The following is a 23,566-nucleotide window of genomic DNA, read 5'->3' as shown; positions in this document are numbered from 1 at the left end:
GGATGCCGAAACAACAGGTACGCAAGCAGATTCATCTGGCCGCGCACTTCCCGGGGGTGAACAACACCACGGTGTGGAGCGTGCCGGAATCGGGCAGCCAGATCGAGTTCGACTCCTTCGTCCACCTGGCGCGCACCGCCGAGCGCGGATTGTTCGACTTCTTCTTCCTCGCCGAGGGGCTGCGCCTGCGCGAACACCGCGGCCGGATCTTCGACCTCGACGTGGTCGGTCGTCCCGACACCTTCACCGTGCTCGACGCGCTCGCCGGGGTCACGACCCATCTCGGCCTGGCCGGCACGATCAACACCACATTCAACGAACCCTTCGAACTCGCACGGCAATTCGCCAGCCTGGACCACCTGTCGGGTGGGCGGGCCGCCTGGAACGCCGTCACCTCGTCCGACGCGTTCACCGGTGAGAATTTCCGGCGTGGTGGCTATCTCGACCACTCGCAGCGCTACGTGCGCGCGGCGGAAGTGGTCGACGCGACCCGCGCGATCTGGGACAGTCGCGCCGGCGGGGCGCCGGTCGTCGACCGCGAACGCGGGATATTCGGCGGCCCGGCGCCCCGATTCAGGTATCGCGGAACGCAATTCGATATCGAGGGCGTCTACGGATTGCCGGCGAGCCCGCAGGGATATCCGGTGCAGATCCAGGCCGGTGATTCCGAGGAGGGCCGGGAATTCGCCGCCGCGAAAGCCGATGCGATCTTCAGCCGCCACGGCGAACTCGAGGCCGGGCGCCAGTTCTACACCGACATCAAAACCCGGCTCGCGAAGTACGGCCGCCGGCGCGACGATCTGAAGATCCTGCCCGCCGCGACATTCGTGCTCGGTGACAGCGACGCCGACGCGCAGGAGCGGGCGCGGGAAATCCGGCTGCAGCAGGTCGGACCGCAGACCGCGATCGCCTTCCTCGAACAGGTCTGGGGCCGTGACCTTTCCGGCTACGACCCCGACGGCCCGCTACCGGAGATCGATCCGGTCGACAACGCGAACATCACCCGTGGACGCGTCCGGCACGCCAAGGACCCGCGCGCGATCGCCGAGGCCTGGCGCGCCAAGGCGGAGGCCGAGAAGCTGAGCATCCGGGAACTGATCATCGAGGTGACCGCGCGCCAGCAGTTCGTCGGCACGCCCGCTCAGGTCGCCGCGGAGATCGATCGGTACGTCCAGTCCGACGCCGCCGACGGGTTCGTGCTCGTCCCCCATCTCACGCCCGCCGGACTCGACGAATTCGTGGACAAGGTCGTTCCCGAGCTCCAGGACCTGGGCAGTTTCCGAACCGAATACACCGGTGTGACCCTGCGCGAACATCTGGGGGTGCGCCATCCGCATCGCGGCAGCGAAGGAGTGCGAGCGTCATGACCGTGCCGTTGTCGATTCTGGATCTCTCCCCCATCAGTGCCGGGTCCACACCGCGGCAGGCGCTGCGCAACACCGTCGATTTGGCCCGCCACGCCGAGTCGTGGGGTTACCGCCGATTCTGGGTCGCCGAACACCATTTCGTCGCGGTGGCCTCCTCCGCACCGACCACGCTCATCGCCCTGATCGCGGCCGCCACCGACACCATCCGGGTCGGCTCGGCCGCCGTGCAGGTCGGCCACCACACCTCCGCGGCGGTGGTCGAGGCGTTCGGCACCATCGACGCGCTGTATCCGGGACGGCTGGATCTGGGCCTGGGGCGCTCGGCGCATCGGATCGCCGAGGTGCGCTCGGCGGGGGTGAAACCGGTGCCCGCGCCCGACCGTCCGACCCGGGTACGCGACGGTGTGGTGATCCCGCCGCCGTTCAGTTCCGGACGGCTGCTCGATACCGCCCGGCTGGCGGCGAGTTTCGAGGCGCTGCAACTGCCCGGGACCCAGCCGCTGGACTACGGCCGTCAGGTCCGCGAGATCCGCGACCTGCTGACCGGGAACTACCGCAGCTCGGAAGGTATTGCCCTGCATGCTGTTCCGGGCGAGGGTGCCGAGGTTCAACTGTGGCTGTTCGGTAGTTCCGGCGGTGAGAGCGCTCAGCTCGCGGGCCGGCTCGGACTGCCGTTCGCGGCCAACTATCACGTCTCCCCCGGCACGATCGTGGAGACGGTGGAGGCGTACCGCGCCGCCTTCCGGCCGTCGGCGGTTCTCGACCGGCCGTATCTGGTGGTGTCGGCGGATGTGGTCGTAGCCGACGACGACGCGACCGCCGCCCACCTGGCCTCGACCTACGGCCATTGGGTCTACAGCATCCGCAGCGGCGCCGGCGCCGCCGAATACCTCGACCCCGACACCGCGCCCGCGCTGACCGAACAGCAGCAGCGCCTGGTGCACGATCGCGTCACCACCCAGTTCGTCGGCGCCCCGGGTTCGGTGGCCGAACGGCTCTCCGCGCTGCAGCAATTGACCGGCGCCGACGAACTCGTCGTCACCAGCGTCACCCACCGGCACGAGGACCGGCTGCGCTCACACGAACTGCTCGCCGCCGAATGGGGATTACCGCAGGTCCGCGCCGCCTAGGATCTACTCGTGGCGAGAACCTGACGCCGCGAACAGACCCAACGCGGCGACGAACATCAGACCCACCGCTGCTTCGGCGCCCGCGATGAAGACCGTTCCCCAAAGCATGATGAACGGCCCGTATGTCGCCACTCGGGGCCAGTAGCCGCAGGGACCCACATCCTCCGGTATGGATGCGCATTCGGGGTGGCCGATGGGAAAGGGATGCCACGGCGTCAGACTCTACTGCGCGACCGATGAGTTTCGGCCGTGGAAGGGGTCTCCTCAGCAAACGCAAACGCGGAGGAGTCGCCGTGCCGCTTCATGGTCAACGCTCGCCCGAACACCTCGTCACCGTCGGGGGCGCCGACCTGTGTGTGACCACCTTCGGAGACCGGCGACAGCCTCCGGTGGTGCTGCCGTCCACGTCGGGACTCTTCTGGGAAGACGAGTTCTGTGATCGGTTGGCCGGGGCCGGCCGGTTCGTGCTTCGCTACGACATTCGCGACACCGGCCGGTCGACTGCCTATCCGACCGGCTCGCCGGGATACAACCTCCGGGACCTGGTCTCCGACATCGTCGGACTGATGGACGTCTTCGGACTGCCGCGCGCCCACCTGGTGGGCTTCTCGGTGGCCGGATGGATCTGTCAGCTCGCCGCGCTCGATCACGGCGACCGTGTGTCGGCCCTGACTCTGATCAACACCCGGCCGACCGCGCCCGGCCCGGCGGATCCGGATCTGCCGGAACACTCCGATCGGATCATGGGCTTCTTCGCCGCGACACCCGCTCCGGACTGGTCCGACCGAGCCGCGGTGATCGACTATCGCGTCGAACAAGCCCGGACACTCTCCGGCGCACACGGATTCGACGAACAGCGGGCACGGCGCCAGGCGAAGCGCACGGTCGAACGCACCACCGATATGGGCTCCAGCGTGCTCAATCTGGCGTTCGTCGAGGCGGGCGGGCGCTGGCGGGAGCGTCTGGTCGAGATCACCGTGCCGACCCTCGTGGTGCACGGCACCGACGACCCGTTCTTCCCGTACGGGAACGGGCAGGCCATGGCTCGTGCGATCCCGGGCGCCGAACTGCTCCCGCTGCCGGGCATCGGGCATGAACTTCCGGCCTCGACCTGGGACCCGCTGCTGGCCGGCATGCTGGCACTCCAGCACGCATGAAATGTACTCGTGAGTCCGCGCCCGCATCGAGCGGCTGTTGCCGGCGGCAGGCGCTTCCTGGTTGCCATGGTCGTGCTGACGCGGTGGCCGCGGCGGATCGCCGCTGAGCCCATGCCACACGCGACGGCCTAGAGGCCGGAGGTGCCCTGCCTGCCCGCTGCCTACTCCCCACAGCCGCCCGACGGGCCGATCCCGGCCGCGGGCACCGATGGTATTCCGCGCGGCTCGCCGGCGATCGCCCGCCGAATGCTCCGGTAACGAATGTCGCCCCGCCATGGATATCCGACGGTGCGGCGCCTGCACGGTCGAATCGGTAGGTCGACCACCGGCAGGCGCGATATCGATCCGAATCCGTTGTGGCACTTCGTCTTGTCGCCACGCCGGTTCGACCCGATATGGCAAACCGAATGCCCGGATTGCCGCCTCCACGTTAAACTGCTTGCGAGATAGGCGGTTTCGATGCATGTAACTGAGTTCTTCATGCCGTTCGATTCGGAGGGGGCCAATCCCGCCGAATCGGAGGCCGAGCAGGTCATGTGGGCCTGGCTCGAACGTTGTGATCTGGTTCCCTCGGAGCCGACTCGCCGGCGCATGCGCCGGACCCGGCCGGCTCGTATGTACGCGCTGTGGTGCCCGTACGCCGGGGTGGACGCGCTGGGATTGCTGAGCCGTTTCACCGCGTGGGCTTTCATCGTCGACGATCAGTTCGACATCGAAATTCCCGACCCGGCACGGACCTTGGCGACCATCACCGAACTGGAGGAGGTGTTCGAAGACGGTGCGCAACCGCGCGGGGTGCTCGCGGTGGCCTTCGCCGAACTCTGGCGCGAACTGCGCGCCGGACGTTCCAGCCAGTGGCGCCATGCCGTGCGCACCGAACTCTCGGCGTGGCTGTGGACCTACTACACCGAGAGCATCGGGCGTCTCACCGATCGCTATCCCGATCTGGACGACTATCGGGCCCACCGGCGCGATTCCGTGGCCCTGTACGTATTTCTCGATATCAGCGAGATCGCGGAGGGTGTCGACCTGTGCGCGGCTGCGCGCGCCCTGCCGGCGTTGCGTGCGATACGGGAGGCGTCGGTCGAACATATGGGACTGTTCAACGACATCCTGTCCATCGACTCCGACGAGGCCTCGGAGTACCTGTACAACTCGGTGCTGCTGGCCGAACGGCAGCAGGGCCTCGACCGGAAACAGGCGGTGGAGGTGGTCGACCGGATGCTCACCGGATGTGTGCGCCGGATGCTGACGGGCATCGATGCGCTGCCCGCCGAACTCGACGCGGCGGGGCTGTCCGGCCGCGAGCGCGCCGATATCCTCAGTACCGCAACCTGTTACACCCGTTACGTGCGAGCCAACTTCGACTACCACTATCAGGCCGCGCGCTACACCAGTGCGCCGCGCGAGGCACTCGAGCACGGCGCACCCCTGACCTGACGGCGAACCCGCGGGCGTTGCGCAAACGCAACCCGGGCCACCGCCCGGCCCGCGGATTCCGGTGCGACGATGAATACTTCACGCACCGCCGACCGCGACGCGGAGCGGGCGCGGCGGCTGTGCCCTAGCGAGCGGGGCCGGTAATGCGATCATCCAAACCCACCACCTACCCTCCGGAACAACGTCTTCCCGCAGCGGACCGCAAGGACTGCGCGCTCCCTCGCGAACCCGGGCGCCGCCCACGCACCACCAGCGATGCCACACCCGGTACGCGCACTGCGGGAGCCTTGCTCACTGATGCCCACGCGGCGATCGCACCGGTCCTGCGGGCCGCTGTCGCGACACTCGGTCATCCCCTGGACCGGATGGCCGGTTACCACTTCGGCTGGTGCGACGCCGAGGGCAATCCGCGCACCGGCGCGCACGGCAAGGGTCTGCGCCCGGCATTGACCCTGGCCGCCGCGGCCGCCTGCGGCGCACCGGCCGCCGATGCCGTCCACGCCGGTGCCGCGGTCGAACTGCTGCACAACTTCTCCCTCGTGCACGACGACGTGATGGACGCCGACCCGTTGCGCCACGGCCGGCCCACGGTCTGGCGGCTGTGGGGCACGACCAATGCCACGCTGCTCGGAGACGCGTTGCAGGCGTTGGCGTTCGCCGTGCTCTCCGACGGCGGAGTGCCGGAGGAGACCGGCGCCGCCGCGGTGATCCGGCTGGCCCGCACCGCCGCGACGCTGTGCCACGGCCAATATCAGGACTGTGATTTCGAGACCCGGCCGGATGTGAGCATCGCGGACTATCTGTCCATGGCGGCGGGCAAAACCGCTGTGCTGCTGGGCTGTTCGTGCGCGCTGGGCGCGTTGTGCGCGGGTGCGGATTCGCGGACGGTGGCCGCGTTCAACACCTTCGGCCGCAATCTGGGGCTCGCGTTCCAACTGGTCGACGACGCCATCGACATCTGGGGCGATCCGGCGGTGACCGGTAAACCCGCGCTCAGCGACCTGGCCGCACGGAAGCGGTCGTTTCCGGTGGTGTGCGCATTGGCCTCCGATACCGACGCGGGCCGCGAATTGGCCCGGCTGTACCGCGAGCCACGGCCGATGACGACGGCCGATGTAGCGCGCGCGGCGGAGCTGGTCGCTGCCGCCGGTGGCCGTGAACTCACCCGCGATTACGCCGACCGGGCGTTGCGTTCCGCACTGGCCGGGCTGCCGTCAGGTGTCGCCCGGGGTGATCTCGAAACCCTGGCACACGTGGTGGTCCGGCGAAACAGGTGAGCCGGTCCGTGATCACCGGCAAGCGATCACGGACCGGCCCTCGATTTCCGGCGGTTCCTCGGCAGCGGCGCCCTAGGGGCGCGAGTTCTTGCGGCGGCTCCGTATCACCACCAGCGCGCCGAGAAGCAGTCCGAGCAGGACGACACCGGCGATGATGGCGACGAGGACCGTCGGCGAAACCCCGTCGCCGGATTCCGGGGCGGCCGATACCGGCGACCGGCCGTCGCTGTTCGCCGAGGACGACGCGTCCGGTGACTGCGTCGCGTGCTCACCGAATATGCCCTTCGCCGTGGCGGATTCGTAATGCGGTCCGGGTTCGGGGGCCCCGCCGACCGTCACATCCAGGCGAATCGGGACCGGCGCACCGAGCCCTTCGACATTCGAGGCGCTGACGGAGACGGCGATGTAGTACCAACCCGCCAGGCTCTGTTCGGTGCCCTTACCGGCCCCGGCCGTGCGATTGCTGTAGCGCACCGGCAGCGTGGCCAGCGGATCGCCGGCCGGCATCGTCGCGGATTCTCCGTTGTAGCCGGCGAAGTCGTGATCGATCTCGGTGCGAATCGGCGAGTACAGCGTGGTCGTGACCCGTGACAGCCCGTCGAGTCCGTGCTTGTCGGAATCCAGGAAGTTCACCCGGTAAGCGAGACCCTGCCCCCATCCGAGCGGCACCCGATAGAACACCGACTCGCCACGCTGCAGGGTGTCGGAATAGCCGCCGGAACCTTCCAATGTGGTTGCGGCATTGAATGATCCACCTCCCGTCACCGCGACGGTACTGCCGGCCGGTGGCGTGAATGCCGTCGGTGTGGTCGACGCGGGCGGGCCGGGGTCGCCGGCCGCGGGCTCGATTCCGAACAGCAACTCCATCGGCATCTGCTGCGGCATGTTGTCGGCGACGCCGTGCCATTCGGGTGCGAAGTAGTAGCGACCGCCGCCGCGGCACGCGTTCGCGGCGCTGTCGGACCCGGAATCGGTCTTCGTCGCGCCGTCCCACGCCTTGGTGACGGTCAGGGCCACACCGTCACTGGTGTTCACGACCTGCTCGAACCCGAAGACGTTGCAGTCCTTGCCGTCCTCGCCGTAGACCCGCAGGTACAACACGCTGTTGTCGTTGCCGGACTGTTTCTGCCGCACATGCGGGAAGGCAACCGTCGCACTGAAGTACGCCATCGCCCCCTGCGGCACGTCCAGGGCGTAGTACTTCGTCTCGTGCTGGGCGATCGTGTCCAGATATTGACCCGGCGCCGCGATCGGCGCGTCTCGATAGGCCGCGGCGCCGGAAATCGGTGCGCCGATCGGCGTATAGGTGCGCAACGCCGCCTGGCTCACCCTGGGCAGAACGCGTTCGAGCGAGGTGCCGTCGGCGGCGTCGGTGTACGTGCCGCCGGTCTGCTGCGCGATGCACGTGAGCTGTTTGCGCGCGGGCCCGTCGACACCGAATCCGATGGCGTGCACCACGATCCTGGCGCCCTGGCGCTCGAGTTCCCGGGCGACCTCACAGGGATCCGGTGGCGCGCAGGTGTCTTCGCCGTCGGAGACGAGGACGATCGAGCGCGGGCCCTCCTTCGGAAGCGCCTCGGCCGCGGCCCGCAGCGCGGCGCCGATCGGCGTGTATCCGCTGGCCTCGATACCGTCGACGGCGGTGTTCACGGCGGCTCTGTCGATGATGTCGGCGCCGCGTAGCGTGCGCACATCCGCGCATCCGGCGGCCTTCTCCGCGTCCGAGGATCCGGTTCCGGTCCCGTACACCGTCAGTCCCACTCTCGACCGCGGCGGGGCCGCGGCGACGAAACTGTGTACAGCGGCCTTGGCCGCATCCAGTTTCGTGCCGCCGCCGGGATCCGGGGCCCGCATGGATCCCGAAGCGTCCAGCACCAGCATGGTGGGCGCGTACTCGGGTTGCTGCTGCGCGTGCACCGGCACCGCGGTGAGCACAACCGCCGCCGCTGCCGCCCCGAGCGTCAGCAGCTTCCTCAATCTCGACATACTCTCCACTCCGATGACTTCCAAGATCAACAGACCCTAATACGACAAATCCGGCTGCCTGCTACCGAATCGGCCGCGTCGGCTATAACTGCTGCATGGGAAAGTTCGGCGAGGATGGTCGCAGTACGGACACGGCGCCGTCGATGGCCAGAACTTCCCTGCTGCGGGAATTGCCCACCACCGAACGCGGGCTGCGCACTCGCTCGGCGCTGATCGCCGCCGCCCGCCGGGTCTTCGAGACCAGTGGCTATCTCGACACCCGGCTGGTCGACATCACGACCGCGGCCCATTGCTCCTCCGGCACGTTCTATACCTATTTCTCCAGCAAGGAGGAGATCTTCGCTGCGGTCCTGGAGATCGCCCAGGAGGACATGTTGCATCCGGGGATGCCGCATGTGCCCGAGGCCGACGATCCGGCCGCGGTCGTCGCCGCGAGCAACCGGGCCTATTTCGAGGCCTATCAGCGCAATGCCAAACTCATGGGCCTGCTGGAACAGGTCGCCAATATCGACCCCGAATTCCGGGTGCTGCGCCAGCGCCGCGCCGAGGCGTTCATCGACCGCAACGCGCGCAGTATCGAATCGCTGCAACGCCGGGGACTGGCCGATCCGGAGCTGGATCCCCTCCTCGCCTCGCGTGCCCTCTCCGGGATGGTGAGCCGTCTGGCCTTCGGGCATTTCGTGGGCGGCGACGACACCGACCGTCCGGTGGACCTGGACGAGCTGACCTACACCGCGACCCGGTTGTGGGTCAACGCGCTGCGCATCCCGGCCAAGTCCTGACTCGCCGTTTCGCCCTTCGGCACGGCGCAGACCTGCTACAACAGCGGAGTGCGGCGTCCGCGCGCACCCGCAATTGAACTTGACGTCGACCTCAACTACGGTGAGGTGACATCACGGACAGGGACAGGGGTACGGCAGTGCAGGTTGCGCAGAAGGTGGCCATCGTGACCGGCGGCGGAGGCGGTATCGGTGGTGCGCTCGCCGCCCGCCTCGCCGCCGCGGGAGCGCGAGTGGTCGTCGCCGATCTCGACGAGGCCGCCGCGAAGAGCGTCGCCGACGCGGTGGCGGCCGAGCATCCCGGCGCCTGCGTGAGCGCGGGTGCCGATGTCAGCGATCCGGAGGCGATCGCGAGCCTGATCGCGCTGGCGGAGAAGACGTTCGGCCCGGTCGACCTGTATTTCGCGAACGCCGGCATCGCCGGTGCGGTCGGGCTCGAGGTCGCCGAGGCCGACTGGGACCGCTCCTTCGACGTCAACGTGCGCGCGCACATCCGCGCCGCCACTCAACTCGTGCCCCAGTGGCTCGAGCGCGGCGAGGGATATTTCGTCAGCACCGCCTCGGCGGCCGGACTGCTCACCCAGATCGGGTCGGCTACCTACTCGGTGACCAAGCACGCCGCCGTCGGTTTCGCCGAATGGTTGTCGGTCACCTACGGCGACAAGGGAATTCGAGTCAGCTGCCTGTGCCCCATGGGGGTCGACACGCCCCTGCTGTACGCCGGGCGCGACTCCGGCGACCGGCTCGGCGCGGCCTCGACCCGGGCGGTGACCACCGCGGGCGAGGTCCTCGAACCCACACAGGTCGCCGACGCGGTGCTGGCCGCGATCGACACCGAGCAGTTCCTGGTCCTGCCGCATCCGAGCGTGCTCGAGATGTACCGGCGCAAGGGATCCGACTACGACCGCTGGCTGGCCGGCATGCGCCGCTACCAGCACAGTCTGCTCGACGAGAACTGAAGCTGCCCACCAGATTTCACAACGATCAGGAGATCACATGTCGATGTTCGACATCTCCGAGCGGGCCGAGAAGTATCGCGCCCAGCTGCTGGAGTTCATGGATTCGCACGTCTACCCCGCCGAGGCCGTCTACGACGAGCAGATGCGCGCCGCCGGTGATCCGCACTTCCAGCCGCCGATCCTCGAAGAACTGAAGGCCGAGGCGCAGCGGCGCGGTCTGTGGAATCTGTTCCACCCCTACGCGGAATGGGGTCCGGGCCTGACCAACCTCGAGTACGCACCGCTGGCCGAGATCATGGGCCGCAGCCACCTGGCGCCGGAGGCGTGCAACTGCAATGCGCCGGATACCGGAAATATGGAGGTCTTCACGCTCTTCGGCACCGACGAGCACAAGGAGAAGTACCTGAAGCCGTTGCTGGCCGGCACGATCCGCTCGGCGTTCGCGATGACCGAACCCGCGGTCGCCAGCTCCGACGCCACCAATGTGGAACTGTCGATGGTGCGCGACGGCGACGAGTACGTCCTCAACGGCCGCAAGTGGTTCGCCTCCAACGCGCTGCATCCGAACTGCACCGTGCTGATCGTGATGGGCAAGACCGATCCCGAGGCCGCGCCGCACCGGCAGCAGTCGATGATGGTGGTCCCCATCGACGCCCCGGGTGTGACCGTGCTGCGCGGCCTGCCGGTCTTCGGCTATCAGGACCGCGAGGGTCATGCCGAAATCGATTTCGAGAATGTCCGGGTACCGCGGAAAGACGTGCTGAAGGGCGAGGGCGAGGGCTTCGCGATCAGCCAGGCCCGGCTCGGACCCGGCCGCATCCACCACTGCATGCGGGCCATCGGGATGGCCGAGCGCGCACTGGAACTGATGTGCCGGCGCGCGAGTACCCGCATCACCTTCGGCAAGCCGATCGCCGCCAACGCCAATATCCAGGACTGGATCGCCGAGGCGCGCATCGATATCGAGATGATCCGGCTGCTGACCCTGAAGGCGGCGTATCTGATGGACACCGTCGGCAACAAGGAGGCGCGCACCGAGATCGCCGCGATCAAGGTGGCCGCGCCCAATATCGCGCTGAAGATCGTCGACCGGGCCATCCAGGTCCACGGCGGCGCCGGTGTCACCGACGACTTCCCGCTCGCCATGGCCTGGGCGCATCTGCGCACGCTGCGGCTGGCCGACGGGCCCGACGAGGTGCACAAGCGCACGCTGGCCCGGCAGGAACTGCGCAAGTATCGAGATGTGAAGGCGGACAACTGATATGGCGAATGCGGATCTGACCGGCCGCACCGCGATCGTCACCGGCGCCTCGCGCGGTATCGGCCTCGCGACCGCGCAGGCTCTCGCCGCGGCGGGGGCCAACGTGGTCTTGACCTCGCGGGATCAGGAATCGGCCGACGCCGCGGCCGCACAGGTACAGGGCAGCGCGCTCGGTATCGCCGCGCACGCCGTCGACGAGGGCGCCGCGCGCGCCTGCATCGACCGCACCCTCGAGCGGTTCGGCAGCGTCGATATCCTGGTCAACAACGCCGGCACCAATCCGGCGTTCGGCCCGGTGATCGATCAGGACCACGGCCGGTTCGCCAAGATCTTCGACGTCAACCTGTGGGCCCCGATCCTGTGGACCTCGCTGGCGACCAAGGCGTGGATGGGTGAACACGGCGGCGCGGTCGTGAACACCGCCTCGATCGGTGGTATGGGTTTCGAGGCGAATCTCGGCCTCTACAACGCCTCCAAGGCGGCGCTCATCCACCTCACCAAACAGATGGCGCTGGAGCTGTCCCCGCGGGTTCGGGTCAACGCCGTCGCGCCCGGCGTGGTGCGGACCAAGCTCGCCGAGGCGCTGTGGCGGGAACACGAGAATCTGGTGGCGGAGGCGACCGCCCTGGACCGCATCGGCGAACCCGACGATATCGGGTCGGCCATCGCATTCCTGGTATCCGACGCGGCGCACTGGATCACCGGCGAGGTGATGGTCATCGACGGCGGGCAGCGACTCGGCCACCCGGCGGCATTCCGGACGGCACCATGACGCCGGAGCAGCCCCGTGGAATCGACACCGCGGCGATCACCCGGTGGATCGACGGGCTGGGAGTCGGGCTGACCGGCGCCCCGACCTTCACCCGGATCGGTCTCGGCCAGTCCAATCTCACCTATCTGGTGCGCGACGACGCCGGGCACCGCTGGGTGCTGCGGCGTCCGCCGCTCGGCCGGCTGCTGGCCTCCGCCCATGATGTGGTGCGCGAGTCGCGGATCATGTCCGCGCTGGCCGGTACCGATGTCCCGGTGCCCGAAATCGTCTCTGTCACCACCGATTCCGAGGTCTGTGACGCACCGGTGGTGCTGATGGAATACGTCGACGGACAGGTCGTGGACACCATGGAGGTCGCGGAGTCGCTGACCCCGCGGCGACGCCTGTCCATCGCCGAATCCCTGACCCACACCCTGGCGCGCATCCACGCGGTCGATCTCGAGGCGGTGGGGCTGGCGGATCTGGCCAGTCACAAACCGTATGCGCAGCGGCAGCTGAATCGGTGGTCGCGACAGTGGGAGCAGTCGCGCACCCGCGAGGTGCCCGAACTCGACGACCTCACCCGCCGGCTCGCCGAATCGGTTCCGCCGCAACGGGAAACCACGCTGGTGCACGGTGATTTCCACCTGCGCAACGTGATCACCTCGCGAGACAGCGGCGCGGTGGTGGCCGCACTGGACTGGGAACTGTCCACCCTCGGCGATCCGCTCGCGGATATGGGGAGTCTGCTCGCCTATTGGGTCGAGCCCGGCGAGGACATCGGCGGCGACTTCCCGGCCTCGGCACTGCCGGGTTTCCCGAATCGAGCCGAGATGGCGCGCGCCTACCTCGACGAGACCGGACGCGACCGCGACGCTCTCACGTTCTGGCATGTGCTCGGATTGTGGAAACTCGCGATCATCGCCGAGGGTGTCATGCGGCGCGCTGCCGATACGCCGGGCAACAAGGCCGCCGCGGGCACACCGACCGTCGAACGCATCGACGCGATCATCGCCCACGCCCGCGAGATCGCCGCCGAGGCCGGCCTCTGACGGGCGTCGATCAGTACGCGACGGCGGCCGCGATCACCTCGGTGACCGGCCGCCGTGGCGTATGCGGCAGCGGTGCGGCGCCGGAGGACAGCCAGCCCAGCCGCACCATCGTCTGCGGATACGCGCATTCGGCGAGCACGTGGCGGCGTATCTCGGCGCGCAGATCCGGCATGGCCAGCGGTTCGGACTGCAGACTCGACGACAGGCCCAGCGTGGTCGCCGACAACAGCAACGCGCTCACGGCCTCCCCCGCGCGCAGCCGCGCGAGGCGGTCGTCGCCGGTCGTGCACACCACCAGCCATTCGGCGGCCTCGGGCTCGGTGGCCGGATCTGCCAGCTCCGGCGACTCGAACCGGCGTTTGGCGATCTCGTCGTCGGAACGTGGTGCGGGGGTGTTCGCGGCCGGGACACCGTCGGTCGTTCCGTGCCGCCCGCTCCAGACCGCCAGCTCGTGCAGATAGGCGGGGTCGGCGGCGTGCCGCACGGACGCGACCCGGGCGGCGTCGGCCAATTCCGGGCGCAACTCCGGCGGTACCTGCCGCGCGGCGGCGCCGTAGGCGCGGGCATCGGCGGACACCTCGCGCACGAGAGCCTGCGGCACCGGGCGGCCGCTGTAGCGGCGGCGATCGGACTGCCGGTGGGCGATCGCCGCGGCCAGGTCGATATCGCGCGCCGACGGGGTCCGCGGGCTCATGGTGATCGCCGCGAGGTGGTCGGGATCGGTGTCGTCGGGAAGGTAGGTGACCTGCGCGGACCAGCCGAGCATCGCCAGCGCCACCCGCATGTGGTGCAGCGCCGTGCCGCAGCTCAGCAGCAGTGCGCGCTGGGCCGGATCGGTCACGGTCAGCTGCCGGGACTCGTCGGCGTACAGGTGGATGGTCTCCTCGCGCAGCGACCACCGCCACGGCTGGGTGTTGTGCACCGAGGGTGCACGCACGGCCATCTCCACAGCGTCGGCGAAGACCGCGGTGAACGGATCGGCGAATGTCATGATGCCGGTTCTGCCTTTCGAGCGTCGCACGGACATGCCGGGACGGTGACCGGCGGATATCGGCCGCCATATCGAGTCCCTGTATCGATCAACCGCCGGCACGGCCGGTTGGTTTCGTAATAGTTCACAAAATCGCGGGGCGTGCACTTGTGACCTTGTGCTCACGATTCCGCGGCGCCGGAATTCAGCTCCCGATAGCGCAGCGCCCACCACACCTGCTGCGCCACGTGCGGATCCTTCAGCGAGGCCCCGGTCAACTCCTCGAATCGGGACAACCGATAGCGAACCGTGTTGTGGTGCAGATACAGCCGATGCCCGGTTTCGCTCGCATTGAGGCCCGCCGCGAGATACGCGTCGACGGTGTCGAGTATCGAGCCGGCTTCGGCGTCGTCGAGCGGAGTGATGTAGCGAAGCAGCAGGGCGCTGCCCACATCGCTGTCGCCGACCACGGCCGGTAGGACGCCCAGCTCGGTGAGGGTGTGGCGGCCCGCTCGGCCGAACAGCCGCGCGGTTTCGGCGACCCGGCCGGCGATACGCAGGGAATGGGGAACCCCTTCGAGCGGACAGGCGGGGCCGACGCCGAGGAATACTCCGGCCGAGGGCCCCGAATCGTCGTGCGGGTCGCAGATGCCGACCACATCGCGGTCCAGGATCGCCACCACGCCGCGCGGCGGACGGAACCCCGGCCGCTGCCGCAACTCCCATTCGGTGTGCTCCGGTTCATCGGTGATCGCGCGGAAGGCCGCGTACGCGCCGTCGAGGCGCAGCCCGATGTATTGCGCGCGGCGGCGCAGTTCCCCGGCGGGCAGGGCGCCCTCGGCCAGTGCGCGCACCATATCGTCGCGCCGGGTGTCGAGACGGCGGGTGATCTGTGCCTCGGCCTCGCGATGGCCGGAGCTGTAGGCGACCGTGGCCGCGTCCGAGGCGCGCAACAGAGCTGCCAGCACCGACATCAGTGCCGCGCCCGGCCGGGTCGCCCAGTGTTCGGAGGTGCCGATACGTTCGATCACCTCCCCCACCACGATCTGCCATCCGCGCAGCATCGCATCGAGCGGCACACCCAGTTCGGCACGCAGTGCGCCGTACTCACGGAAGTCGGCCAATTCTTGTTCGTCGAGTGGCCGATCGGCTGAAGTGGCGCTGATCAGACGATCCACCGCGTCCGCGATCGAGGGCACCAGGGTCGATGCGGCAATCCCCCGGTACGCCGGAATCTCGCGCTGGAGCCGGGCGCAGACGTGTTCGGCGAAGGCGCCGGGATCGCCGATCACGGAGAGCCGCAATCGCGGGCGCGTCGCACCGTCGTCATCGCTCACATCGGTCGACGATACGGGTAGCGGAGGCGGATACGGTGGTGGTCGCGGTCCGGCCGCCGAGTCGGAAGGCCACCATCGGCGCAGTTCCGAGGCCTTCTCGTCGACGCCCCGAGTGATGACGAGCCGGTCCGGCACGTGCGGGCGCAGTCGGTCGAATCGATGGCGAAGGCGGTGGCGATCGGCGGTCGGGAATATCGCAGTATCCGGCCGGCAATCGGACCCTTCGCCGTCGCCGCCCGAAACCAGCCCCGACAGCGTGCTCTTCTCGGCGAATGGCAGGCAAACCCGTTGCGCGGGAGCATGTTTCGGCGCTCACGAATCGGAAACCGAACACCGGAGCGGTATCTGGGTAAGAATGGGAGCGGCCGAGATCCGGCCACAGGGGACATGTCGGCCCGGCCGGGCCGACGGATTGTGGGGAAAGATCATGAGAGCCAAGAAATTCGCCGCCACCGCGCTTCTGGCCGTCGGCGCCACCACCGCGGCCGCGGGCGTCGTGCAGGCCGCACCGGCCACGGCCTCCGAGATCGCGGTGCGCGGTGTCGAACAGGGCGTCGGCTTCGTCACCGCGCCGACCGCCGATCACACCGGTCTGACCACCACCGTGGAGGCCGGATCCTTCACCGTCACCGGTGATTCGGTCACGCTCACCGATGCCGCCGGTCGTGCCGTCGCCTCGGTTCCGCTCGGCCTGCGCACGGCCTCGGGAACCGTCGGCCTCACCCCGCGCATCGAGAACGCCGGCCGCACGCTGACGCTGACACCGCAGTCGGCGACCGAGCGCACCGCGCAGGCCATCGACGAAGCCTCCGACACCCTCGCCCGCAAGCAGTACAACGCGGGTGTCGGTGCGCTGGTCGGCGCCGGAATCGGTGCGGTCCTGGGCTTCTTCCTCGGTGGCGTCGGCGCCCTGATCACCATCCCGATCGGCGCCGGGATCGGAGCCCTGATCGGCTACTCCACCCCGTAGCCGGTACCTCGCGCGGCCGTGCGGCCCATCGCCCGGCGAACCCGCACGGCCCGCGGTGGGCCGCATGAACTCGATGTGCGGCCGCACTGGGAAAAGTCATCATCGTCGCGTTCGTCGCACCCGGACACCCGCCGCCGTTCACGAATGCTGTTGGGAGCCACCACATTCGCGCATCTGCTCGCCGTGCCGGGCAGTAGCCTCGTCGCATGGTGAGACCATCGGCCCTGTCGCGGCGCCGGGCGCTGACGCTCGCGGCCGCCGGCGCGGGTGCGTTCGCCGCGGCCCGATCGCCACTGGCTCGCGCCGACGGGCCCGACAACGCACGCTACGGCGGATATTCCGCGCAGGACCGCGCCGCGCCGTATGCCCATTTCATGACCGAACACACCGCCCCGCCGCAGTCGGCGGTCGCGGCGGCGTACGCGGGGCCGCCCACCCCGGCCGATCGCATTCCTCCCTTTTCCGCCCTCCCCGCGGAGCTGGGGCCGTCCGGCTACGCGCCGATCGAAACCGGCTACGGGCAGACCGATTCCGGAATCGTCTGGGTCGCGGTGCGGACCGAGATGGCGCGGGTGACGGCCGCCATGTGGGACTGGTGGTTCGGGTGGCATCTGGTCGAATCGGCCCGGTACAAGCTGTGGCATCCGGACGCACACCGGTACGCGGAGGTGGCGGCCGATCGGACCGATGGGGCGATGCCGGACCGGCAGCGGTATATCGGCAACATCTCCTACGTCGACGAATACATCGGCCCGAAGTTGCAGCAACTCGCCATCGCCTTCCACGATCCGGTCGTCTACGGATTCACCGTGCCCGACGCTCACACCGTGGTGTTCGGGCGGGTCGGCAGCAGCATCGCGCCGGTCGATCTGGGCTGGCTGGCCCACCAGGTCCGCCCCATTCCCGGTGGATGCGAGATGCGCAGTCGCTTCTACCTGCGCATCTACGGAGTCCACACCTTGGATCCGGTGCACGCCGCGCGTGCGGTGCAGCGCGGTGCCGCCGCCGACGTCGGCGACCTCCTCCCCGGACTCGACCTCGCGCGGGATCTGCTGTTGCACTGCGGGCAGGAGATGAACCACCTCGCGCGCTTCCTGCCCGAGCTGTACCACGAATTCGCCTGACCGGTTTCGGCCGTCACAATGGTGAGGTGCCCGATTCGACGACCTCGCCCGCCGTCGCCGCGCTGATCCGCTGGCAGGACAGCGGTGGCGTCTGGCGAGTGCTGGGCCGGCGCGGCGCCCACGTGACCATCGGACTGTTCGAATGCACCGGCGGCGACGAGATCGACCGCATCGTCTCCGCGGATCCCGCCTTGCGGGCGTTCGTGGGGCAGCGGGCGGGCAGCGAGGACTGAAACCGACAGTTCGCCACCATTTTCCGGTCGCAGGGACTACGGTGTGCGCGGCAACGCATCGATTCCCTTACAGCTACGGCGAAAGGCGGCGCGATGGCCGATACCGGTGAGGCGAATCGTCCCCTGGCCGAGCGATATCCGGGCACCGAGCCGGTCGGCTGGCGCGGTGTCACGGTCCACCCGATGTACTCGCAGCGCCTGGGTGGCGAAACGACGGTGGTGCGGTTGGTGCTGCACGCCGCGGCATCGCCGCCGGGACTGCTCGGACTGGGCATCGGGGTATCGGTGATCGACGGATACGTGACATTGCGCGGGCAGCGGTTGCCGGGCGTCGACGTATGGAGCGATGCCCTCGCCGAGGGAGCCGATCTCCACCTGTCGGGAACCGGACCGGCCGCCGCGTACACCCTCACCCCGGTCTGGATGACGGCCGCGGGCGCGGTCGAATCCTGGACGGGCAACTACGGACTCGTCATCGAACGCGGCGCGGCCGGTTCGATGCTGCTGCGCTGCAGCACAGGAGTCGGGGAACCCGATTTCGATGAATTGGTGGTCGCGATGACCGTCACCGTCGACGCCGGCGGCGAGCAGGACCGCATCCGCTCCACCCTCTACCACCTCGGAGTGGAGGCGCACACTCGCGGCGACCTCGACCAGGCCCGGCGGATGTGGCGGCAGGCGGCCGATCTCGGACATACCGCGGCGGCCTATGATCTGGGCGTACTCGGTTATCGGACACGCGAATTCGACGAGGCGCAACGCTGGTGGCGCCTGGCGGCCGAACAGGGCGATGCACGCGCGATGGCCGGTCTCGCGGAAGTGCTGGAGCGCCGGGGTGATCCGGATGCGGCCCGGCGATGGCGTGCGCAGGCTCAGGAGCATTGAGCCGTCGAACGCCGCGCCGCCGCCGACACCTGGTCGGTACCCCGCACGCTCGCCGGGCGGCTGGGCGGTTCAGAGAAGGCCCAAGAGCTGTCCCAGGTTTCCTCCGAGCACCAAGTCACGCACCGCACCGGGAGGGGTGACCCGTTCCACGGTCGTGCGGGCGAGCACCGGATCGCCGTAGGGAGCATCCGAGCCGAACAACGTTCGCTCCGGAATTTCGCGGATGGCCAGCCGCACCGCGAAAATGATGTTGGCTGTGGACAATTCCACATACATACTCGGTGTGTCCTTCACCATTTCGATCGCCGCCATCCAGTTCGTCCCGCCGAGTTGGCTGACCACCAGCGGAACCGCCGGGTATCGCGCCGCGAGACGGGACAACGTGCGCAGGTCTTCGCCAGTGGTGGGGGCAGATCCGTGGACCACGACCGGCAGCCCGCCGTGGTCGTGCGCCGCGGCGAGCACGGGCTCGATCCGGGCTGCCTCACCCGCGGGAGGTGTAAGTTCCCCGATGCCGCGCAGTCCGCGTCCCACCACCTCCCGGTCGATCAGAACCGCGATGTCGTCCTCGGGCAGGTCCACCGGTATGGAGCCGAACCCGATGAACCGGCTCGGGTGCGCGGCCAGGGCCTCGTGAAGCTCTGCCCAGGCGGTGCGATAGCTGTCGAGGCTGTTCTCGCCGCCTGCCAGAGCGCTGTCGAGGACGCCCATCTCACGACGTAGTGACACAAGATCGACGGCCCGCTCCGGATGCGGTCTGGTCCCGAAGAGCACGGCGCGATCCACTCCCGCATCGTCCAGAGCGGCGAGGTGGCTTTCGACCGGGTCGTGGACATGACTGTGGGCATCGATGATCAAGGGTTCCTCCAGGAGTGAGCGGGGCCGCTGGAATGCGGCAGGGCAGGCCCACTGTTGCTCCTTGACACTGTTGGAAGGTCAAGCGCGAGAGGAAAGACGGTGCTCATCGGAGAACTGGCCAAGCGGACCGGAACCAGCGAACGGCTCCTGCGCTATTACGAACGGGCGGGGCTGCTCCGGTCCGAGCGCCGGTCCAACGGGTACCGGACCTATGACGAGACCGCCACCACGACGGTCCTGCGGATTCGGGCTCTGCTCGCGGCCGGCCTCCCGACCCGCATCATCCGCCACATCCTTCCCTGCACCGACGCTGCGGCCGCGGTACTGCCCTGCCCCGGCGTCTTGGACGCGCTCCGCGCCCAGCTGCGCGTCCTCGACCAGCGATCGGCCGAGATCAACACAGCCAGAGACGTTCTGCGGCAGACCATCACCACCGCAGAAACCGCCGCCGCACGTGCGGCGCTACCCCGAACCTTTCAGGCGGCTGTGCCGCCGAGCTGAATTCCGAGCAGCTCACCGGCCCCCACGACCAGTGCCGCGAGGGTGAGCAGGCCGAACACGAGGACCCACAGCCGCGCCGGAATGCGCGTGAGCCAGGCCAGCTGGTCGGCATCGGACCCGTCGCCGCGCACCGACACCTGCCACAGTTCGATCACGGCGCGTACCCCGCCGAACAGCAGGAACCACGTCACCACATAGCCGAAGACGCCCTGCCACACCGCCGTTCCGTACCAGGACACGGCGAAGGCGGCCCCGCCCGCGCAGATCACGGCGAGGAAGCCGAACAGGTTGCGGATCACCACGATCAGCACCACCAGTGCCGCGATGAGTATCCACAGCATCAACGTCTGGCGTCCGGTGCCGAGCAGGATCGCGAACCCGAGCCCGACCGCCGAGGGAGCCGGATAACCCGCCAGGGTGGTCAGCACCATCCCGAAACCGCGTGGCTTGCCGCGGGATACGGTCACGCCCGAGGTGTCCGAATGCAGGCGGATACCGCTCAGGGTGCGGCCCGTGCAGATCGCGACCACCGCGTGGCCGATCTCGTGGGCGATCGTCACACATGTCCGCAGCACGCGCCACACCGGCCGGTAGAGCACCACCGCCACCGCCACGGCAGCCGTCGCCAGCACCACCCACACCGGCGGTTGCGGAGATATCGTCGTCAATCTATCGGTTACCGACGACACCGCATCGGCCGTTCGAGACAGCTGCACCGCCGTAGGGTAGCGGTCCGCCCGATTCGGCCGGATACGACGGGGTATTCGGCCGGTGAACGCTTAGGCTTGCGGTCGAATTGCCGGGATCGGCCCGGCACGCGGCCTCGACGAGGAGAACAGATGACATCCAGGGCCCATCGCAGCATCGCCGCGCTGTTCGGCACCATCGCAGCGGCCACGGTGACCGCGGGCCTGCTGAGTGGATGCTCGGACGTGCAGCGCGCGATCAACAAGGGTGGCGACACCCCGTGCAGCGAGTATGTCAAACAGGACGCCGACACCAAGCGGGTCACGATCACCAAATTCGTGAAACAGCAGACGAACAACGATCACGAACCCGCCGGCACCCAGGTCGACGCCACCATGGCGGCGGTCGATTTCCTGTGCGCCAACCAGCGCAACGCCGATACTCCGATCAAGAACGCGAATCTGACCGGAATCTTCTTCAATCAGTGAGCGCGCGGGTCGGTCACCGTTGCCCGGTGACCGACCCGTCCGGCTCAGCGTCCGGGCAGGAAGCGGAAGCTGCGTGCCAGCGCCATCAGCAACGCCTGCCACTTCGACTGCGGAATGCCCAGCGGCGCATCCAGATTCATTCCGCGGGTGACGACCACCGTCTGCGGTTCGGTGAACTTCAGCAGTCCGTCGGGACCGTGGCGGCGACCGACCCCGGAGATCCCCATACCGCCCATCGGGGCGCCGGTGCTCCCCCACGCCGGTGCGTAACCCTCGTCGACACAGACGGTTCCGGTCCGCAGCCGGGCCGCGATGGCCTGCCCCTCGGACGCGCTGCTCGCCCACACGCCGGCGTTGAGCCCGTATTCGGTGTCGTTGGCGCGGGCGATCGCCTCCTCGACGTCGGCGACCGGATAGATCGACACCAGCGGGCCGAAGGTTTCGTTGCGGCCGCATTCCATCTCGTCGGTGACCTTGCTCAGCACGGTCGGCTCGAAGAACAGTGGCCCCAGATCGGGCCGGGCGTTGCCACCGGCGAGAATTTCGGCGCCCTTGGACGTGGCGTCGGCGACGTGCTTGGTGACCGTCTCGAGCTGCGCCGGTGAGATCAGGCTGCCGATGTCGGTCGAGAAGTCGTAGGCCGCACCGAGTTTCGCGGCACCGACCGCCTTCACGAACTTCTCGCTGAACTCCGCCGCGATCGACTGCTCGACGTAGATCCGCTCGATCGAGATACACAGCTGGCCGGCGTTGGAGAAGCAGGCGCGCACGGCGGCCTTGGCGACCTTGTCCAGATTCGCGCCGCGAGTCACGATCATCGGATTCTTGCCGCCGAGTTCGGCCGAGAATCCGATCAGCCGCTTACCGCACTGCTGGGCCAGCTCGCGCCCGGTGGCCGAGGAGCCGGTGAACATCAGGTAGTCGCACTGGTCGACGATCGCGGTGCCGACCACGCCGCCCGGTCCCGGGATCACCTGCAGTACATCGCGGGGCAGACCCGCGCGCAGCAGCAATTCCACGCTCGCCAGCGACGAGAACGGGGTCTGGCTGTCGGGTTTGACGACGACCGCATTGCCGGCCAGCAGCGCCGGGATCGCATCGCCGATCGACAGCACCATCGGATAGTTCCACGGCGCGATGACGCCGACCACGCCCTTGGGCTGGGTGCGCACCTGCGCGCGATTCAGCACCGGGAACGCGCCGGGTACCGAATGCGGTGCCAGCAGCTTCGGCGCCACGCGCGAGAAGTAGCGGGCCGCGAACATCATGCCCAGGATCTCTTCCTGCGCCGCCCACCGGGCCTTGCCGGTTTCCGCCTGGATGACGTCCATCAGGTAATCGCGCTCGCTGATGATCAGTTCGCGGAAGCGTTCCAGCACCGCCGCCCGCTCCTTCGGCGTGCGTTTCGCCCACTCTGCCTGGGCGGCGCGGGCGCGGATGAACGCGGCGCTCACATCGTCGGCGGTTCCCACCGGCACCTCGCCCAGCGGCCGCCCGGTGAACGTCTCGGCGATGGTCTTGTTCGCGCGCTCACGGGAACCGTCGACGGACGCGAACGCCCGCAGACGCTCGAACACCGCAGCTTCCGGCACGGGCATCGTCGCCTCCTACTTGTGAGTAATGTAACCGTCCGATACACATAATCTACCGCGCGCCGCGCGGGCATATCTCCGCCCTGGGACGGATATTGTGCGACGCCCTCGAGCCCGACGGCTCACAGGGTCAGCAAGCGCCGCACCGGGGCGGGTCCGCCGGGCAGGTGCTTCCTCGCCGCTCGAGGCCAGGATCATCGCGCAGCCATCATCACCAGGTCGCGGTATGGCAGCGTGACAACCGGCAATGTATCGATACTCAACTCGAGCTCGACCTGCTCGAGGTGCGTGGCTGCCTCGTGCGGGTCGCTCGCGCAGACTTCGGTTTCGACGAATTCGCCGGCACCGGCGACACTGTCGAGAGCGACCACTGTGTCCTCGCGATCGGGATGGCGGAATACGCACCGGTTCTTCTCCACGACCGCGAGTTCTCGCATCCCGACAGCCTCGAGCAGCGCGCGTGCCGCGTCGCTGTCCGCGACTCCCGCGAGAGCGACATTGATTTCCCGTTTGGCGATGATGTGGTTCGCGCCGTGAGTGCCGGAATTCGACGGCGGTTTGTAGGTGATCTCGCAGAAGTCGCCACGGCGGCGTACTCGAAGGCATTCGACGGTCTGCATGTAATCCACATCGGGCCTGCTGTAGTAGACGTCGGTCTCGGTGACTCGGGCGTTCTCGCAGTAACCCAGCGCGATGAGCCGGTCGCGCAGGGCGGGAGCGTCGGTGAGGACGCGTTTGCGCTCGACCTCGATCAAATGCATT

Annotated in this window: 23 protein-coding genes; 16 read left to right on the top strand and 7 right to left on the bottom strand. The window is 68.5% G+C overall.

The window, feature by feature from the left end; translation table 11 throughout:
• Window positions 1–2: 2 nt before the first annotated feature.
• From AC5592_RS03090 to AC5592_RS03070, 5 genes are all read left to right on the top strand, one after another.
• Window positions 3–1,367: an NtaA/DmoA family FMN-dependent monooxygenase gene (locus AC5592_RS03090; RefSeq protein WP_063063308.1), complete on the top strand. Its 1,365-nt coding sequence runs from the start codon at window positions 3–5 to the stop codon at window positions 1,365–1,367.
• On the top strand, window positions 1,364–2,497 hold the full coding sequence (locus AC5592_RS03085) for an LLM class flavin-dependent oxidoreductase (protein ID WP_063063307.1): 1,134 nt from the start codon (window positions 1,364–1,366) through the stop codon (window positions 2,495–2,497). Before AC5592_RS03090 ends, AC5592_RS03085 begins: the two co-directional genes overlap by 4 nt.
• A gap of 293 nt (window positions 2,498–2,790) precedes the next feature.
• Window positions 2,791–3,654 (top strand): alpha/beta fold hydrolase, encoded by an 864-nt coding sequence (locus tag AC5592_RS03080; RefSeq protein ID WP_063063306.1) that lies wholly within the window; start codon window positions 2,791–2,793, stop codon window positions 3,652–3,654.
• A 459-nt stretch (window positions 3,655–4,113) separates the two neighbouring features.
• Window positions 4,114–5,094 carry a terpene synthase family protein gene (locus AC5592_RS03075; protein WP_063820368.1) on the top strand — a complete coding sequence of 327 codons (981 nt, stop codon included), beginning with the start codon at window positions 4,114–4,116 and terminating at the stop codon, window positions 5,092–5,094.
• A gap of 287 nt (window positions 5,095–5,381) precedes the next feature.
• The gene (locus AC5592_RS03070; protein ID WP_063063305.1) at window positions 5,382–6,371 is read left to right on the top strand and encodes a polyprenyl synthetase family protein; all 990 of its coding nucleotides are present in this window, start codon (window positions 5,382–5,384) and stop codon (window positions 6,369–6,371) included.
• Window positions 6,372–6,443: 72 nt separating this feature from the next.
• Here AC5592_RS03070 and AC5592_RS03065 read toward each other — a convergent pair whose 3' ends face one another.
• A complete protein-coding gene (locus tag AC5592_RS03065) occupies window positions 6,444–8,357 on the bottom strand; it encodes a vWA domain-containing protein (RefSeq protein ID WP_063063520.1) in 1,914 nt (637 codons plus the stop codon).
• Between the two features lie 143 nt (window positions 8,358–8,500).
• Between AC5592_RS03065 and AC5592_RS03060 the strand changes: the two genes are divergently transcribed.
• The 5 genes from AC5592_RS03060 to AC5592_RS03040 all read left to right on the top strand — a co-directional run bounded on the left by AC5592_RS03060 (window position 8,501) and on the right by AC5592_RS03040 (window position 13,159).
• Window positions 8,501–9,139: a TetR/AcrR family transcriptional regulator gene (locus AC5592_RS03060; RefSeq protein WP_036501446.1), complete on the top strand. Its 639-nt coding sequence runs from the start codon at window positions 8,501–8,503 to the stop codon at window positions 9,137–9,139.
• Between the two features lie 137 nt (window positions 9,140–9,276).
• Entirely contained in the window at window positions 9,277–10,095 is an 819-nt protein-coding gene (locus tag AC5592_RS03055) for an SDR family oxidoreductase (RefSeq protein ID WP_063063304.1), read from the top strand.
• Window positions 10,096–10,132: 37 nt separating this feature from the next.
• A complete protein-coding gene (locus AC5592_RS03050; protein ID WP_036501327.1) occupies window positions 10,133–11,356 on the top strand; it encodes an acyl-CoA dehydrogenase family protein in 1,224 nt (407 codons plus the stop codon).
• A 1-nt stretch (window position 11,357) separates the two neighbouring features.
• Window positions 11,358–12,128: an SDR family oxidoreductase gene (locus AC5592_RS03045; protein WP_036501326.1), complete on the top strand. Its 771-nt coding sequence runs from the start codon at window positions 11,358–11,360 to the stop codon at window positions 12,126–12,128.
• Window positions 12,125–13,159 carry a phosphotransferase family protein gene (locus tag AC5592_RS03040; RefSeq protein WP_063063303.1) on the top strand — a complete coding sequence of 345 codons (1,035 nt, stop codon included), beginning with the start codon at window positions 12,125–12,127 and terminating at the stop codon, window positions 13,157–13,159. Before AC5592_RS03045 ends, AC5592_RS03040 begins: the two co-directional genes overlap by 4 nt.
• A gap of 10 nt (window positions 13,160–13,169) precedes the next feature.
• Here AC5592_RS03040 and AC5592_RS03035 read toward each other — a convergent pair whose 3' ends face one another.
• A complete protein-coding gene (locus tag AC5592_RS03035) occupies window positions 13,170–14,186 on the bottom strand; it encodes an Acg family FMN-binding oxidoreductase (protein WP_232329165.1) in 1,017 nt (338 codons plus the stop codon).
• A gap of 125 nt (window positions 14,187–14,311) precedes the next feature.
• Entirely contained in the window at window positions 14,312–15,466 is a 1,155-nt protein-coding gene (locus tag AC5592_RS03030; protein WP_269750143.1) for a PucR family transcriptional regulator, read from the bottom strand.
• A gap of 427 nt (window positions 15,467–15,893) precedes the next feature.
• Between AC5592_RS03030 and AC5592_RS03025 the strand changes: the two genes are divergently transcribed.
• The 4 genes from AC5592_RS03025 to AC5592_RS03010 all read left to right on the top strand — a co-directional run bounded on the left by AC5592_RS03025 (window position 15,894) and on the right by AC5592_RS03010 (window position 18,678).
• Entirely contained in the window at window positions 15,894–16,436 is a 543-nt protein-coding gene (locus AC5592_RS03025; protein WP_036501320.1) for a DUF8020 domain-containing protein, read from the top strand.
• Between the two features lie 206 nt (window positions 16,437–16,642).
• The gene (locus tag AC5592_RS03020) at window positions 16,643–17,560 is read left to right on the top strand and encodes a DAPG hydrolase family protein (RefSeq protein ID WP_063063301.1); all 918 of its coding nucleotides are present in this window, start codon (window positions 16,643–16,645) and stop codon (window positions 17,558–17,560) included.
• Window positions 17,561–17,586: 26 nt separating this feature from the next.
• The gene (locus tag AC5592_RS03015) at window positions 17,587–17,793 is read left to right on the top strand and encodes a hypothetical protein (protein ID WP_063063300.1); all 207 of its coding nucleotides are present in this window, start codon (window positions 17,587–17,589) and stop codon (window positions 17,791–17,793) included.
• 93 nt (window positions 17,794–17,886) lie between these two features.
• On the top strand, window positions 17,887–18,678 hold the full coding sequence (locus AC5592_RS03010; protein ID WP_063063299.1) for a tetratricopeptide repeat protein: 792 nt from the start codon (window positions 17,887–17,889) through the stop codon (window positions 18,676–18,678).
• A gap of 69 nt (window positions 18,679–18,747) precedes the next feature.
• Here AC5592_RS03010 and AC5592_RS03005 read toward each other — a convergent pair whose 3' ends face one another.
• Window positions 18,748–19,536 carry an amidohydrolase family protein gene (locus AC5592_RS03005; RefSeq protein WP_036501316.1) on the bottom strand — a complete coding sequence of 263 codons (789 nt, stop codon included), beginning with the start codon at window positions 19,534–19,536 and terminating at the stop codon, window positions 18,748–18,750.
• 99 nt (window positions 19,537–19,635) lie between these two features.
• Between AC5592_RS03005 and AC5592_RS03000 the strand changes: the two genes are divergently transcribed.
• On the top strand, window positions 19,636–20,037 hold the full coding sequence (locus AC5592_RS03000) for a MerR family transcriptional regulator (RefSeq protein ID WP_063063298.1): 402 nt from the start codon (window positions 19,636–19,638) through the stop codon (window positions 20,035–20,037).
• Here the strand turns inward: AC5592_RS03000 and AC5592_RS02995 are convergent.
• Window positions 20,013–20,753, bottom strand: coding sequence for a M50 family metallopeptidase (locus tag AC5592_RS02995; RefSeq protein WP_157121530.1), 741 nt, complete (start codon window positions 20,751–20,753; stop codon window positions 20,013–20,015). The two genes, AC5592_RS03000 and AC5592_RS02995, sit on opposite strands and share 25 nt — an antisense overlap.
• 123 nt (window positions 20,754–20,876) lie before the next feature.
• On the opposite strand from AC5592_RS02995, the gene AC5592_RS02990 reads away from it, so the two are divergent.
• Complete coding sequence (locus AC5592_RS02990) at window positions 20,877–21,212, top strand: hypothetical protein (RefSeq protein ID WP_036501314.1); 336 nt, start codon at window positions 20,877–20,879, stop codon at window positions 21,210–21,212.
• A 44-nt stretch (window positions 21,213–21,256) separates the two neighbouring features.
• Here the strand turns inward: AC5592_RS02990 and AC5592_RS02985 are convergent, their stop codons facing one another.
• On the bottom strand, window positions 21,257–22,810 hold the full coding sequence (locus AC5592_RS02985; protein ID WP_063063297.1) for a succinic semialdehyde dehydrogenase: 1,554 nt from the start codon (window positions 22,808–22,810) through the stop codon (window positions 21,257–21,259).
• Between the two features lie 188 nt (window positions 22,811–22,998).
• Window positions 22,999–23,565, bottom strand: a complete 567-nt coding sequence (gene cyaB, locus AC5592_RS02980; protein ID WP_036501311.1) for a class IV adenylate cyclase — start codon at window positions 23,563–23,565, stop codon at window positions 22,999–23,001.
• Window position 23,566 lies beyond the last annotated feature (1 nt).

It is taken from the genome of Nocardia violaceofusca NBRC 14427 (assembly GCF_963869435.1).
Lineage (GTDB): Bacteria > Actinomycetota > Actinomycetes > Mycobacteriales > Mycobacteriaceae > Nocardia > Nocardia aobensis.
This window is presented reverse-complemented; position numbering and strand designations above follow the sequence as displayed.

Bases quoted from the DNA above. Each gene is read 5' to 3' on its own strand.
- AC5592_RS03090 (WP_063063308.1), top strand. From the start codon at position 3: ATGCCGAAACAACAGGTACGCAAGCAGATTCATCTGGCCGCGCACTTC.
- AC5592_RS03085 (WP_063063307.1), top strand. From the start codon at position 1,364: ATGACCGTGCCGTTGTCGATTCTGGATCTCTCCCCCATCAGTGCCGGG.
- AC5592_RS03075 (WP_063820368.1), top strand. From the start codon at position 4,114: ATGCATGTAACTGAGTTCTTCATGCCGTTCGATTCGGAGGGGGCCAAT.
- AC5592_RS03065 (WP_063063520.1), bottom strand. From the start codon at position 8,357: ATGTCGAGATTGAGGAAGCTGCTGACGCTCGGGGCGGCAGCGGCGGCG.
- AC5592_RS03060 (WP_036501446.1), top strand. From the start codon at position 8,501: ATGGCCAGAACTTCCCTGCTGCGGGAATTGCCCACCACCGAACGCGGG.
- AC5592_RS03050 (WP_036501327.1), top strand. From the start codon at position 10,133: ATGTCGATGTTCGACATCTCCGAGCGGGCCGAGAAGTATCGCGCCCAG.
- AC5592_RS03045 (WP_036501326.1), top strand. From the start codon at position 11,358: ATGGCGAATGCGGATCTGACCGGCCGCACCGCGATCGTCACCGGCGCC.
- AC5592_RS03040 (WP_063063303.1), top strand. From the start codon at position 12,125: ATGACGCCGGAGCAGCCCCGTGGAATCGACACCGCGGCGATCACCCGG.
- AC5592_RS03035 (WP_232329165.1), bottom strand. From the start codon at position 14,186: ATGTCCGTGCGACGCTCGAAAGGCAGAACCGGCATCATGACATTCGCC.
- AC5592_RS03025 (WP_036501320.1), top strand. From the start codon at position 15,894: ATGAGAGCCAAGAAATTCGCCGCCACCGCGCTTCTGGCCGTCGGCGCC.
- AC5592_RS03020 (WP_063063301.1), top strand. From the start codon at position 16,643: ATGGTGAGACCATCGGCCCTGTCGCGGCGCCGGGCGCTGACGCTCGCG.
- AC5592_RS03010 (WP_063063299.1), top strand. From the start codon at position 17,887: ATGGCCGATACCGGTGAGGCGAATCGTCCCCTGGCCGAGCGATATCCG.
- AC5592_RS02990 (WP_036501314.1), top strand. From the start codon at position 20,877: ATGACATCCAGGGCCCATCGCAGCATCGCCGCGCTGTTCGGCACCATC.
- AC5592_RS02985 (WP_063063297.1), bottom strand. From the start codon at position 22,810: ATGCCCGTGCCGGAAGCTGCGGTGTTCGAGCGTCTGCGGGCGTTCGCG.
- cyaB (WP_036501311.1), bottom strand. From the start codon at position 23,565: ATGCATTTGATCGAGGTCGAGCGCAAACGCGTCCTCACCGACGCTCCC.